Here is a 14,251-nt window from a genome sequence, read left to right on the forward strand (position 1 = left end):
TCTATATCTCTTCGACAAATTAAACATTTAAATATTGGAGTCATATTTTTAATAAATTAAAAAAATAATGCTATAAAGCCAATCTAGAGAAATACTTTCAACATGCAAATTAATTATTTTAAATGTTGCAGGAAAATGTTTATGTAAATAACTTTAAGTATTACAAGAATTAAATACTTAAAAAAAATTAATTTTATAAAGATTCAAAATAAATATTTTTGAAATTTGCCTTAAAAACTATATTCAAAAATAAAAGACCCACCTTGGCGGCAGGCCTTTTATTTTATTGTGTAGGATTTCTAAACTTAACTAGTTATCTAGAAGCTGAAAGATGTTTTCAACATTAAACCAGTTTCATCAGTACCAGATTTTTCCTTGATGAACACTATTGGAGTAATTGTCATTCCATCATTCATTGGATAGCTATAGAAAGCTTCATACATATAGTACTCAGTAGCACCGTCAGCAATGTGGCCATATGTACCTAAAGCAGCACCAAGTGTACCTGCTCCAACTTCATCCCACTGAAGTCCAACAAACCACTGAGAAGAATCAGTAGCGCCATCTACGCTTGCTGCTTCATAACCAGCACTTATTGATGGAATTGAACCTGCACTATCAGGAGTGTAGTAAGCGTTGAAGGCAGTGTAACTAGTGTCATTAGCTGATTCATAATCTGAATAAGTTAGTGAAACACCGTAAGAATCGCCAGTATAAGTCACCTGGCCACCGAAGACATCCATACCTTCTTTAGTGAACAGACCCTTTGTACCAGCTCCTTCACCTTCATAACCTATTGCCGCTGTGAAACCATTTCCGAAATCATAACTAGCACCTGCAGCTGTACCTTTACCTGCAGCAAAAGCAGCACCTGAGTTACCGCAATCATCTAGCTGAATAGTAGGTCCACCATAAACGCAAGCAGTGTTATAAAGTGTGCTTCCATCCATGCTGTCTCCAACGAAGACAGTTGTCTTGTCACCTAATGGGAATGTGTATGAAACACCATCAACCTTTAGAGTAGCTCCAGCATCATTTAGATCTAACTCATCTAAGTTTCCAGCATCAGCATTACCAGCGTCGATAGAAACATCTAGTGAATCTTCACCAGTAAAACTTGTGTTTAAATCGATTTGGAATCCATAACCAGCTGTTACAGCTTCGTTACCAGAAAGACCATCAACTGTACCGATTGCCATGTCAACTGAGAATGATGCAGTTGTTGTTTCTGAGAATGAACCAGCTTCAAGATTGTTAAATCTTGCTTCTAAGCCATCTACACGGCTGTTTGTGACTGCAATTTCTTCTGCAGCATTAAAATCGCTAATTGTTACTTCGTTAGCTGTCGCAGACATAGGCGCAAGTAGGCCAAGTGTCGCAGGAGCCACGAGTAAGCTTTTAAAAAGCTTCATAAATTTCCTCACACGAAATTTAAAGGACACCTCAAAATACTGTATATTCACTAACTAAATCAAGTATCTCTGAATACAAATTCAGGATTTTGTACCACTTTTTTTTTTGGCTATATAGCTAGTTGTTTATTTTAATTAATTTAGGTGGTGGATTATTAATTAGGTATTAGGATTGATTTTTGATAATTTAAATGGAACTTTAGAAGTTTTATAATTTTTCTTTTTTGGGTTGTGCAATGAATCTACATACCATCCTGAGGCAAGTCTAGTGTCAATTTCTTCGTAATCTCTATTTTGGTTGAGCTTTTTTAGAGACTTTTTTTTGTAATCCATTATCGCGGGAGAACTAAAAGAACTTTAGCAAAAACTAAAACAATTAACTTAAAATGTCCTTTAAATAATTTAATCACATATTTTATAAGTTTATGTGATTACTTAAATAAGGTTCATAAAAATTGCATTCATTAATTAATTGACAATCAAATCTATAGAAAAAAGAAAAATAAAGGACTTTTTAACTCATTATTTGAAATTTTTAGCTAATTTAATCAAAAATTAATACACCTGAGGAGCACAAGGTCAAATGACTCAACTGAATTTTATTTTAAACTCTCTTCCAAGAGACCTTCTTGAATTTTCTTTTTTCTGCATAGTTGGCTTTACCGCTGGTTCTATTGGGTTATTATAGTTTTACTATTAGAAATACTGAACCTCATAAATATATTGTTTCCAGGTTAATTCTCTCGAACTATAAATTGCTCAGATTTTTTCCTAATCAAGAAATTTCTTACATAATTCCTGCTTGTAAATCTACCTAATTGTTTAAAAACTTTTGAAGTATGGGATAATAAATTAGATATTCTTCGAAATTAATTGAAATTTAAAAAAGAAAAAATTTTTTATTACTTTTTAGGGATAACTTCTTTTTTTATTATTCCTAACTCAGCCAATTCAAATCCGAGTAGCTATTTTGAGCAAAGACAACAATGTATTGAAAACCCTGACTTCATTACTCCAATAACAAAAAAATTTAAATATTGCATTAGGGACAACGGAATAATAAAAAAATATGATGAATTTGATAATTTAGTTGAAATTGACCTAAAGCTTGATGTTTTGGTCGAAGAGAAAATCAAAAAAGATATGAAAAAAGGAATGAAGAATAAAAAGGTATGGAATCGTTTTAGAGAATTAACCGAGTACAAAGTAGATAATGAAGAACTTTTTAAATATTCATGTGAAGCGAAGAAGGAGAGAGGAAAGGCAATTTGCAAAAACAAAGCCCAGAAAAAGTTAGTTGGGATTAGACCATACGGATTTTATTTAAAAAAAGGCTTAAAAGAAATTGAAAATAAAAAATGGGATAAATCTATTAAACTTTTTGATAAAGAAATTGAATATAATAATAATCAAGAAGCTTTTGCATACAGGGGGTATTCAAAATTCAAATTAGAAGATTATTTAGGTTCTATTAAGGATTTAGGGGATGCTTTAAAAATTAATAAGTCTGATATATATTCTCTAAGTTTGAGAAGTAGGGCAAATTTTGCACTTGAAAACTATGATGAAGTTATTTTAGATTTAAATAAACTTATTACTTTAATAGAATTCAAATCCGAGAAAGAAACTAATGAACTATTTAATAAAGAAATTAATCCGGTAGACCGTAACTATTACTATCTAAGAGGATTATCTAAAAGTGAATTAGGGAAAACAAAAGGTGCTATAAAAGATTTTGATTTAGAAATAATTAATAATCCACTAAATGGAAATGCATATTTTCAAAAAGGCTTAGAAACATATTGGGTTGATAGAGAGAAGTCTTGCGAAAATTTGATAAAAGGTGTTTCATTAGGAGCGAAAGACTCAAGTTCAGATTTTTTAAAAGAGGCTCAAGAGTCAAATACATTTTTGGATGAACTTTTCACTAGTAGTGATAAGTCTTTGATTAACGCATGCAAAAGCGCAAGCACAAGAAAAGCAGAAAATATTAAGCAAAACTATGAATCAGAAAAGTTAAATATAGATATTAAGAACTTAATTCAAAAATATTATTTTTTAGTTCCTATCCCTTTATTAGTTATTGGCTACACCTTACTTAAGTACAGATCAAGAGATTAATAAATTAATTCTTATGCTGAACCACACCACTAATGGTATATTCTAGATAATTATTTTAAATCAAATCTAATTAGAAATTGGCTATTCCAACAATAGAAAGCAAAAATACAGACAACTATTTGATTTGGAAACACCCAAATAGGAATTTAAGTATCGGCTCCCAAATAATAGTTAATGAAAGCGAGGAAGCTTTATTATTTGAAAATGGTCAATTATTGCATGTACTTAAAGCAGGCAAGCATAAAATTGATTCTGGTAATATTCCTGGACTGGATGGAATAATAAGGAGATCTGTAGGGAATACTCCAGTAATAAAGATTGACACATGGTTTGTTAATAAGATTGTTTCTACTGACTATAAATGGGGCATTCAATTACAAGTTAAAGATAATACTCATCAGCTTTTAGTTCCTGTTGGTTCTTATGGATCAATATTACTTAAAATTCAAGATCCTGCTTCATTTGTCCTGCAAGTAGTTGGAAAAAATGAAAGATTGAAAAAAGAGGAATTGAAAAACTTTATTTTGCCATGCATCGAAAGGGGGTTAAAAGAATATATTGCTGAAAAAATAAAAGAAGGTAGTCTTGATATTTTTAGCATAGAGACAATTTTAGGAAAGGCATCTAACAATGTTAAAAATTCATTAAAGGCTGTTTTTGAGAAATATGGTTTAACAGTAGTAGAGTTTTTTGTTCAAGGCATTCAAGTTCAGGGAGAAAGTCCCGAATATAAAAAAATCAAAGAAAGTTTGGCTGATGCTGCCAGTCTAAAAATAAGAGCAAAAGCTGCTTCTGAAGCTAAAAGTTTTTACAAAGATAAAAAAGAAGTGGAAGATCTAAATAAATCAGTAGAGGGGGTGCAAAATCAAACAAAAGTCTCAAAAGATAGTGATATTAAAACCAATAAAAATCAATCAAAAAATTATCAAGGAGGAGAAAACCTCAAAGATAAACTAGAGTACTTAAGAGAGCTTCTAGATTCTGGTTTAATTACAAAAGCCGAATATGACAAAAAACGATTTAAATTATTAGACCAAATTTGAGTATGAAATTATCTTTTTAATCTCATGAAAACTATCCAATCTATACCCTTTGTATGGCTACCATTATTGAGTCTATGGACCATAATTTTTGTTCTATACAGAAATTTATCTGTAGATAATATTGAATTTTATATTCCTTTATTAATCTATATACCCGTTTCATTTATTTTTTCTGCCCAGTACGGCCTCTTATTAAAGGATAAAAAAGAATTTTTATTTACAAAGCTAAGTAGCTCTACTTCTATCATCATATGTTTTTTGATTTCTACAATCTCAATATTTTATTTTATTTACGGCAAATTAGACCTTCAAAGATCCCTATTTTTTATAGTCTTTCCACTAGTGGGAAATTTAATAATTAACGAGTTTATTTCCTTATCAAACAAAAAATTAGTTACGAATAAAAAGCAATGGGAAAAAAGAAATATTGAGATAGAAGATGAACAAATAAAGAGATCGAAAGAAAATGCAACCTCGAGGGAAATATATTTGTCTTATAAAGGAGAATGGAAGACTTTTTTAAAAAAAGAGTTAAAAAATACTGACGAAAAGGATGAAAAATATATTTTGGAAATAAAAAGAATAATGGATATCGTTGAATACAGTTCTTACTTTAGAAATAGTGATTCTATTGAAGACTTAGAGGAAATTAAAAAATCAAAAGATTTAAATTTTATAAAAAAGATTTTTAAACAAATTAAGTAACTCTTTAAAACCTATTTAAATAGTTATTTATCTGTGTCTCCTACACAGAAAATTTTGTAATATGCATCCTTATGTGTGCCTTCTGATCTTCCAAAGTGAAACCCTGATCTAAGAGCCAGCATTCGATTTTCTCCTGAACCATGATGATCTTCGTGATCATATTCGTAATCGCCATATTTTTCATAAACGTTTGCCAACATTTCATTAGCATCTTCAATGGTAAAAGGGTATTTAGGATTAGTCGCCAACATAATACCTGCATAACAATCGGCTTGAAGTTCAACTTTAGTAATATTTTTTCTGCTCCTATCGGCTAAACTATCGACAGAATGTTGTATGTGATGAGCGTATTCATGTGCAGCTGTAAAAGCCAAAGATAAACCTTTATCTTTGTTATTTAAACAAATAAAATTTCTTGTTGGATAATAGGAGGGAGGTTCATCGCACCACTCCCATCTTACTTTTTTTGCTCCTACTCGTTTGCCAAATGTTTTAGATGCTTCTTGAATGATAATTTCAACAAGATTCTCAGAATCATTAATATCAACAATCTCAGAGTAAGAAGGATTTCCAAGAAAAAAAGGTAATGAAAGGAAAGGTAATATTTTTTTTGCAATTGATAAATACATCACCATTAATTGCAGGACTTCAGCATTGTTGCGTTGTAATCTGAAGCTTTCATTCTCCTTGCTTCTCTTACGTATCTACAACCAACTGGAAGTTTACCACTTTTGATTGTAAAAATGCCTCTCCACCAAACAATATTTCCATTTTCTGGTTCAATCCTCTGAGCTACATCTAATAGTTTAAAAGCTTCAAACGGGTAAAGCATTCTTGAATATACAGTAGCTAAATCTAATAAATTTTGAACATTATTAGGTTCCAATCTGTTTAACATTTGCAAATCAGCCGCAGCTCCAGGTAAATCTCTAATTTCAGTCTTAGCTCTTAGCCACCCCCTAAAGTAATAATAATCAGAATCGTTTGGATTAATTGAAATTGCCCTAGAGTAATCAGCTAAAGCTCCATTAAAATCTCCCATTAGTTTCTTTTCATAACCCCGAGAAAAGTAAAAATTCGACTTGTCTAATGATTTTATTTGTTTAACAGAATTTCTTCTAGAGATAAAGTTTACTGTTTTAATACTTGGCCTGAAACCAATAGTCCCAGCAATTTTCATTCTAAAGGGCAAAGAATTTACTTCACTTCTCTTGACCGTTATTAATCCCTTTGATGATGTATTGTCTTTCTTTGGTGCAATGGTAACTGATCTCTTAGGAACAACTGAGATTGGTTTTTGGATTTCCCGAATATCAATTTTCTCTCTTTTTGAAATTTCTTGATTCAATAATTGAGGGATTATTTTAATAGTTTCTTTTATGCTTTCTTTTATAACGTCTTCTTCATAACTAGTTTCTGTTTTTGTAGGTGTGGGGATATTTTCAACTCTATTTCTCTGAAAAGAGGGATATCTAAAAATCAATAATACAAGTAATATGCTTCCTAAACCTGCTGGAATGATTATTGAAGAATTAAATCCTTTAGTTTGACTTACACTCTTGATATAGTGAACAGCCCTTGAAAAAATACCACCTGCAAAATATGATGCTCCACAAAATTCACAGTTATAATAACCAGATCTTGGGGGATTCATGGGCGCCCCACATCTTAAACAGTTAGTAGTTCTATTCATTAGACAATCTTATAGTATTAAATCTTCAGTTATTGATTACATTACAAGAGTATTAACCAATGTAGGCAAATTGGGTATTTTATTAGTAAGTCAAAAAATAATTTTCAAAAAGTTATAGATGATTCAACAGGAAAATTGAATTTTAATTTTCCTTCCAATTTCAATAACTCAATAACAACTACAATCCCCACAACTTCTTTATTATTACTTTCAAGAATATTCGAAACACAATTAACAGTTCCGCCAGTAGCTAATAAATCATCAACAATGGCATAAGAACTATATTTCTGTAGGGCTTTTTTTTGAATTGAAAGTGTATTTTCTCCATACTCTAAACTGTAGTTTTTTTCTACAAGTTCTCCTGGGAGCTTCCCAGGCTTTCTTGCTACAATCATTGGCTTTGAAGCTTGCAAAGAGATGGCAGAACCAAAAATAAAGCCTCTAGCATCTATGGAAATTATTGCATCAGCATTTTTTATAATTTGACTGGAAGACATATTTAAAATAAGTTCCTTGAATATTCTTGGTTCCTGAATAATTCCAAGAACATCTTTGAATTCAATACCTTTTTTTGGATAATCTTTATAAGTATCAATAAATTCTTTAAGACTATTCATTCTCCTCATTTATATAGTTAGTTTAATGATCTATCGCTTAGCTCCTCAATTTTAGCTAAAAGTTATATTTTTTTCTAACTCCCCCAAAAGATTTCAATTAGAACTAAATCAAATAACTAAATAAAAAAATTGAGGTTGTAATTTAGATATTATGAACATCAAAAAAAATGCTTGCTAAAGCAATTACTAGAAAAGGGGGAAACTAAACCGAAAAACTAATAAAATAAAAAAATTACTCATAAATTTTTCATTAATATAGCAATCCAACTTAGAGTTAAATATATCGGCAAGGATTAATAACAATAAAATCTTAAGACTTAGATTATGTTGATCTTAAAGAGAAAGTTCCAAAAAGAGAGGGATTTTTTTTTGAAAAAAATTATTTAAATTTTTCAAGAAATTTAAATAATCAATATCCCTATAGAATTAATTTCCCAATATTAACTTTTAATGCATAATAATGCTTAAGCCTGTACAAGCAAAATTAGAATATTGAGATAATGATTAGTATATTCTTTAAATTCAAACCTCTTTTAAAACTATTAATTTTTATCCCTATAATTTTTTATTTTGGCAAGAGAAGTTTAATTGCTTTTGATGAGGGATTTTATGCCCTTCAAGCCAGATGGATATTAGATAAGGGAAATTGGACAATTCCTTTGTGGTTTGACGAATATGTTTTGGATAGAACTATAGGATTACAATTTTTAATTGCAAAATCTCAACAAATCTTTGGGAGGAACATATTTTGGACATATTTACCAACAACAATTGCTGCAATAATAATGTTGTTTATAACTTTTAAATTACATGAAGAATTAATTGATAAAAAATTTGCATTTGTATCACCACTAATACTCTCAACTACTTATGTGTGGTTTGATTATTCTCACTTAGCTACTCAAGATATCATTTTTTCAAGTTTGGTTACGACTGGGTTATTTTCACTAGCAAAAATAAAAAGCAGAAATAATAGAATTTATATTTTCCTTTTTGGTCTTTGGATTGGTTTAGCTTTTATGATAAAGACTTTTCTGGTAGCGGTTCCACTTTTATCACTATTGCCATATTTATTTATAAAAAAGAACTTATTTTTAACAAAATTTTTCTGGGTGGGATTAATAATTGGCTTTATTCCTTTTTTTATTTGGATGATATCTATAAACCAATATTTAGATCAAAATATTATTTTTTATTTATTTGAAAAATTTAATAGTCTTTCAAATAAAAATACTTTTACTAACCCTTTCTATTATTATTTTTGGAATATCCCAATAACATTCTTACCTTGGAGTATTTTCTCAATTATTGGAATTATATTTAATAAACCAGAAAATAAAGATCAAAAATTTATTTTAATATTTTTTCCTTTAACTTTTATAATTTTAATCAGCCTTTTTTCTACAAAAACACCCTACTACCCCTTACAAATATCTTCGATATTGACTCTAAATAGTTTTTTAGGAATCAAATACTTATTTAAATCTAAAAATTATAAGTCAATTTTTATTTTTTTAACTTCAAAAATAATTCCAATGTTTCTAATTACCGTAGCTTTCTTGTATTATTTTTTCTTCAAAAGCATTACTAGTTTTAACTTTAAGGAAAATACATATATTTTTGTAGGATTAATTTTGTTTGGATTAAGTTGGTCTTTACTAAATAATAAAACTAATTTCAAGAATGTTTTAGTAATTCTGATAATTGGTCCCTATTTGCTCACTTCATTGCTTTTGGGATCAGGATTATTCACTGACAGATCTAAAGAATTAAGAAAAACTATGGAATACGTTGCATCTCTTGATCTTGTCAAGAATCAAACTATTAAAGTTGATAAAAGTGGAATTAATAATAGTGATTCACAATCAAAAATCATCCGAATTGCTTTACAAACTCCTATTCTTGGAGATGGGTTGAAAACTATTAACAATTTAAATACTGGAGAATTATCTTGGTTTAACGAATCTTCAAATAAAAGAATCAACAAAAATTCATACGAAATTTTATTTAAAAATGATACTTTAAAACCATGGATATTAATCTTAAAAAGATGATTTAGCTATAATGATCTTTCTATAAAGAAATAAAAAAGATTGATGAAGTCATTCAATACTTGGAATTTAACAAATAATCAACTACATGAATTATTCAAGGATAAAAATAAATTTATCTCGATAAGAGTTAGAGGTAACACTTGGGAACCAATAACAAGATGGCTAAGATTAGATTCTAGAATTTTCAAAGAGACCACAAATAGACCAAGAATTACATTATGTGATATCGAGTCTTTAGCAGAGATTTATAACTATAGATCCATCAGATGGAAAGCAAAAAAATTAACTCCTTTACCAACTAAATTAATCCCCAAAAAATTAAAAAATATTTTCCGTAAATTACCTTTAATAAAACATTTGGCTTATGAGCTAGAAATAACCTTTTATAAATATATAGAAAATAATTCTGAGCAATTAATTTCTATAATTATTCCGGCAAGAAATGAAGAGGGGAATAGGGAACTTTTCATACAAGCCCTTAATAAATTCAAACAAATATCCAATAAAATTGAAATTATTTTTGTAGAGGGTAATAGCCTTGATAATACCTACTCTTTACTAGAAGACTTAAAAGCAAATTTCTCTGATTCTTTCAAAATTTTTCTTTTAAAACAAAGTGGTAAAGGAAAGAAGAATGCTGTTGTTGAGGGTTGCAATATTTCTTCAGGAGAAACACTGGCAATAGTGGATAGTGATTTTACCGTTGATATTGATGACAGTATTGCTGCAATAATGGAGTCGAAGAAAAATGAAAATATACTAATTAATTGTTCTCGTACAACTTTTCCCATGGAAAAAAATGCAATGCGATGGGCAAATTATATTGGTAATAGGTGTTTTGCAATTTTCATATCAATCCTTATTAATAAACCAATATCTGATTCACTTTGTGGAACAAAAGTATTTTCGAGGAAATTTTTTAATCTTATGAAGAAAAATGGAAGTTGGGATTCCAAATCTGATCCATTTGGCGATTTCACAATTATCTTCGAAGCAGCCAAAAACGACATAAAAATTCTTAATTATCCAGTGAGGTACTATGCCAGAAAGTCAGGGGCTCCAAATATATCAAGATGGGTTGATGGATTGAAGCTGCTTAAAGTATGTCTAATTTACTTAGTTTCAGATATTTAAATTTAATTACTTATTATTTATTTTTAAGAAAATTCTAATTTCTTTTTCTTAAACAAAAAAAATAACTTCTCAAAGTAATTATTTCTTGAATGAAAAGTATTTAGATCCCAAGAAGTTATTCAAAGATCCAATGCAAGCTCCAAACACCCAAGCAATTTTATAGTTTTCTATTATCCTTTCAATAAATACTATTACTAAAGACATTTCTATTCCTCCCAAAAAATAAATTAAAATAAATAGAGAAAAAGATTTTAATAAAGGTTGTCTAGAACTATTTTTGAAAACCCAACATTTTGCAAAAACAAATGATACTAGTATTCCTACGCAATATCCAAATATAGAGGCAAATAATATATTTTTAAAAATCAGATAAAAAGCTCTATAAGAGATAAAATTAAAACTTGATGCAATTGCTCCAGATACTAAAAATCTAAATATTTGTTTGTTGTTTCTTTTAAAAAATTTATACAATTTCGAAATTTTTATTTTTTAATTAAATTAAATACAAGGTGCTAATTTTGTATCTATCTAACTTATAAATCAAGTTAATCATTTTAAGCAAGAAAATATTACAGAAATCTTTCAAGATAATTTTTAAAAACCTTATTAAAACAAGTCTATATATTTGAATCTGATACAGAAATATATTTAAAAATAAATATCAAAATTTCGAATTATTTTTTTAGGAATTCAAATTCATAATTAAGAATTTATTCATATCAATAGAGTTTAAATTGATGCTAATTAACCCAAACATTTCTATCGCTACAGAATCTCCTATCGATTTACAAGAAGTTATTATTGTTTTTGAGACTATGGATTGGGATGCTCTTATATATCTAAAAGGAAAAGTCATAATAAGATTGCAAAGAGAAGAGTTAGGTGGTGGTGGAATAGTCTCAATCCACTCTCATCCAATTCGATTATTAGGCAATATTGAGCAAGATAAGATTGTTGTCAAAACAAGTAATGGGAGACCTTAGTTTTATAAAAGTAGATTCTTTTAAAGTTGGTAAAAAAAAAATAAAAATATACAATGCATAATGCACTAACTGATTAGGTAATTGTTTAATCTGCAGCAATAAGTAGAAAAGATATTCCAATATTAATTCTTGCCGAAGGAAAACTTTTCACTATAGATCAAGTTCAAAGGTAATTCCTGTCGCCAAAAAAAGAATTATTTTAGCGACAAATATTATTTTCTAAACTCAAAAGTGATTTTTTATAAAATATTTTGCAATTTGGTCTTTTATAGATGACAGTTATGGACTAAAATCTTTTGAGCGGGGCGTGGCGCAGCTTGGTAGCGCGGGTGCTTTGGGAGCACTAGGTCGCAGGTTCGAATCCTGTCGCCCCGATAGTTATAGCAATAGATCTCAGCAATTCCAAAAAGTGAGTCTCAAAAATCCGTAGAAAATTCCGTAGATATTTATGGAAATTAACAAAAACTTCTACGGAAGTTGGAGGATATGTGTGCAATTAAATGTTGAATACAGGCAATATTGGACTATATTATGATCAATCGGATTGCAGCGAGTGACTTTTCGTTCCCTTATATATAAGGGCGTGATCAACCTTAATCGGCAATGTTTACGAAGAAACCTCCGCCAACCCCCTTCCACTACCGCCACGAAGTAAGCATGGTTGCCCTTCTTGAAAAGCGGAATTATAGATGGAGCTCTAAGAGTGAGACGTAGTTTCTGGGGAGGGTCTGCAGATTAAACAAAAAATTAAATGTTTTTTCTCAGATCATGGCGTTATCAACTTGGCTTCCTTTAGAGGATTTGGCAGAACAACTATATTGTTCAGAACGTACTATTTATAAACTTAAAGCTTCCAATGTATTTGAAGCCGGAACTTGTTTTTATCGGATAGGTAATGGACAAGAAAAAGGGAAATGTATTTACAACTTAGAAAAATGTAGAGAGGCATTACTCCTTCATACCAAGGAAGGACAAGAAAAGAAGAAAGGAACTCGATATAGCAAAAAAATGCTTAAAGACCTTGTTTCAAGGGAGGTTAAGTAATGAGTAACAACAAAAAAGATCCAGAAACACAAAAAATAATAGCTAAAGAAAAAACTAAAAAAGTTAGCTCAGACGAATACGCCATTAGTCCTTTTGGCACTTTGTATAAAACTTATAAAAGAACAAGTATTCAAAAGCCAGCTAATAAACAAATTAAAGATAAGAAAAGGGAAGCAAAAACAATCACTGAAAGGTTAAATTCATTTGACGACGAAGTAGATACCTTTTTTAAAGGTAATTGTGAAATTCAACCAAAGGACAGAATAGTTTACTTAAGGGATAAAGCGAAAAATCTTGGATTAAATCTAAGAGATAACGAAATCAGAGCAAAGATTTGGGAAGGTCGTAAACGATCTAAAGGACTTGTGACAATGCTTGCTCCAGATATGGAAATAAATGCACCACAAGAGGTTTGGTTAGTTGAGGATTTAATAATGAAATCCGATACAAACCTTCTTATTGCTTCTCCTAAAGTTGGAAAAACTACTTTAGTTGTTGACTTGATTGGCAAATGGAGTCGAGGCGTTGAAGATTCCTATTTGGGTAAAAAGTTTATTGGTAAGTGTCCTTCGATTTTTATTGTTGGGACTGACATGCCCAGGTCAAGGTGGTTACCACTTCTGAATAGATTTGGTCTCGCAGAACAAACAGGCAAAGATAAATGGAAATTATTAAACCCGATAATTGGCTTATTTACACAAAATGAATCATTGCATCTTGATGATTCTGGATTATCTCGTATTGGAGAATTAGTCAGCAAAAATGAGGGATGTTTATTGTTGATAGATAGTTACTCAAAAGTTGTTGCACCTCTCGGACTTAAAGAATCTGACGCCAGTTTTGCTGGCCCAATTGGAGATCTTCAAGAGGTTGTGGCGCCTTTTGGAGTAACTACAATTGTCATTCACCACAGTGGCAAACAAAGTTTAGGATCTGGTGCTGTGATAGCTTCAAGGGGTTCAACTGCTCTTCCGGCTGCAGTATCTCAAGTTATAAATTTAAAATGGTTTAATAGAGACGAAAATCGTCAGGATAAAAGAATACTTCTTGAAACTGAAGGTAGAGGAATGTCTTTAGAGGCAATAATTTTGCAGACTCAATATGGTTTTGAATCTGATGGAGATGCAACTGATGTCATTGAAAGGCACAAAGAAAAAGAAAAAATAGCACGATTACAAGACACTCAAGCTGAGGTATTTGAAGAGGTGAAAGATAGGAGACCTCTAGAAACAACTTCTGGTGACATTAAAAAGGCTTTAAAGATTGGTGATAGGTCTGCTCTCAGGTCATTAAGAGCATTAGAAAGAAAGGGTTTATTAATAAGCGAAACCAGAAGAACTGATAAAGGTAGATGCGTAGTTTTTAAAATATCACCAACAATTGTCTTAACTGACTAGATGTCTTAGGTGACTAAACCGTCTGATCTTTTTAGACATTGGACACTT

General features: G+C 30.1%; 14 protein-coding genes and 1 tRNA gene. 9 read left to right on the forward strand and 6 right to left on the reverse strand.

Features of this window, described 5'->3' with window-relative positions:
* Positions 1-317: 317 nt before the first annotated feature.
* Both EW14_RS05950 and EW14_RS10330 read right to left on the reverse strand, forming a co-directional pair.
* Positions 318-1,388 carry a porin gene (locus EW14_RS05950; RefSeq protein ID WP_369794263.1) on the reverse strand — a complete coding sequence of 357 codons (1,071 nt, stop codon included), beginning with the start codon at positions 1,386-1,388 and terminating at the stop codon, positions 318-320.
* A gap of 183 nt (positions 1,389-1,571) precedes the next feature.
* The gene (locus EW14_RS10330; RefSeq protein ID WP_197049551.1) at positions 1,572-1,745 is read right to left on the reverse strand and encodes a hypothetical protein; all 174 of its coding nucleotides are present in this window, start codon (positions 1,743-1,745) and stop codon (positions 1,572-1,574) included.
* Positions 1,746-2,285: 540 nt separating this feature from the next.
* Here EW14_RS10330 and EW14_RS05955 point away from each other — a divergent pair.
* The 3 genes from EW14_RS05955 (at position 2,286) to EW14_RS05965 (ending at position 5,281) form a co-directional block, all read left to right on the forward strand.
* The gene (locus EW14_RS05955) at positions 2,286-3,533 is read left to right on the forward strand and encodes a tetratricopeptide repeat protein (protein ID WP_042850597.1); all 1,248 of its coding nucleotides are present in this window, start codon (positions 2,286-2,288) and stop codon (positions 3,531-3,533) included.
* A gap of 77 nt (positions 3,534-3,610) precedes the next feature.
* Positions 3,611-4,576, forward strand: a complete 966-nt coding sequence (locus EW14_RS05960; protein ID WP_042850598.1) for an SPFH domain-containing protein — start codon at positions 3,611-3,613, stop codon at positions 4,574-4,576.
* Positions 4,577-4,918: 342 nt separating this feature from the next.
* The gene (locus tag EW14_RS05965) at positions 4,919-5,281 is read left to right on the forward strand and encodes a hypothetical protein (RefSeq protein ID WP_042850599.1); all 363 of its coding nucleotides are present in this window, start codon (positions 4,919-4,921) and stop codon (positions 5,279-5,281) included.
* Positions 5,282-5,304: 23 nt separating this feature from the next.
* On the opposite strand, the gene EW14_RS05970 is transcribed toward EW14_RS05965, so the two are convergent.
* The 3 genes from EW14_RS05970 to EW14_RS05980 all read right to left on the reverse strand — a co-directional run bounded on the left by EW14_RS05970 (position 5,305) and on the right by EW14_RS05980 (position 7,591).
* Positions 5,305-5,910 carry an ImmA/IrrE family metallo-endopeptidase gene (locus tag EW14_RS05970; protein ID WP_156095666.1) on the reverse strand — a complete coding sequence of 202 codons (606 nt, stop codon included), beginning with the start codon at positions 5,908-5,910 and terminating at the stop codon, positions 5,305-5,307.
* Between the two features lie 5 nt (positions 5,911-5,915).
* Complete coding sequence (locus EW14_RS09730) at positions 5,916-6,974, reverse strand: tetratricopeptide repeat protein (protein WP_156095667.1); 1,059 nt, start codon at positions 6,972-6,974, stop codon at positions 5,916-5,918.
* A gap of 104 nt (positions 6,975-7,078) precedes the next feature.
* Positions 7,079-7,591, reverse strand: a complete 513-nt coding sequence (locus EW14_RS05980) for an adenine phosphoribosyltransferase (protein ID WP_042851324.1) — start codon at positions 7,589-7,591, stop codon at positions 7,079-7,081.
* A gap of 500 nt (positions 7,592-8,091) precedes the next feature.
* Here EW14_RS05980 and EW14_RS05985 point away from each other — a divergent pair, with 500 nt between their 5' ends.
* Positions 8,092-9,645: a glycosyltransferase family 39 protein gene (locus EW14_RS05985; RefSeq protein ID WP_042850601.1), complete on the forward strand. Its 1,554-nt coding sequence runs from the start codon at positions 8,092-8,094 to the stop codon at positions 9,643-9,645.
* Between the two features lie 42 nt (positions 9,646-9,687).
* A complete protein-coding gene (locus EW14_RS05990) occupies positions 9,688-10,779 on the forward strand; it encodes a glycosyltransferase family 2 protein (protein WP_042850602.1) in 1,092 nt (363 codons plus the stop codon).
* Between the two features lie 78 nt (positions 10,780-10,857).
* Here EW14_RS05990 and EW14_RS05995 read toward each other — a convergent pair whose 3' ends face one another.
* On the reverse strand, positions 10,858-11,250 hold the full coding sequence (locus EW14_RS05995) for a GtrA family protein (protein ID WP_042850603.1): 393 nt from the start codon (positions 11,248-11,250) through the stop codon (positions 10,858-10,860).
* 266 nt (positions 11,251-11,516) lie between these two features.
* Here EW14_RS05995 and EW14_RS06000 point away from each other — a divergent pair, with 266 nt between their 5' ends.
* From EW14_RS06000 to EW14_RS06015, 4 genes are all read left to right on the forward strand, one after another.
* The gene (locus EW14_RS06000; protein ID WP_225866622.1) at positions 11,517-11,762 is read left to right on the forward strand and encodes a hypothetical protein; all 246 of its coding nucleotides are present in this window, start codon (positions 11,517-11,519) and stop codon (positions 11,760-11,762) included.
* 301 nt (positions 11,763-12,063) lie between these two features.
* A tRNA-Pro gene (locus EW14_RS06005) sits at positions 12,064-12,137 on the forward strand.
* 393 nt (positions 12,138-12,530) lie between these two features.
* The gene (locus EW14_RS06010) at positions 12,531-12,806 is read left to right on the forward strand and encodes a hypothetical protein (RefSeq protein WP_042850604.1); all 276 of its coding nucleotides are present in this window, start codon (positions 12,531-12,533) and stop codon (positions 12,804-12,806) included.
* Entirely contained in the window at positions 12,806-14,203 is a 1,398-nt protein-coding gene (locus EW14_RS06015) for an AAA family ATPase (RefSeq protein WP_042850605.1), read from the forward strand. Before EW14_RS06010 ends, EW14_RS06015 begins: the two co-directional genes overlap by 1 nt.
* Positions 14,204-14,251 lie beyond the last annotated feature (48 nt).

The sequence above is a fragment of the Prochlorococcus sp. MIT 0604 genome, assembly GCF_000757845.1.
Taxonomy (GTDB): Bacteria; Cyanobacteriota; Cyanobacteriia; order PCC-6307; family Cyanobiaceae; genus Prochlorococcus_A.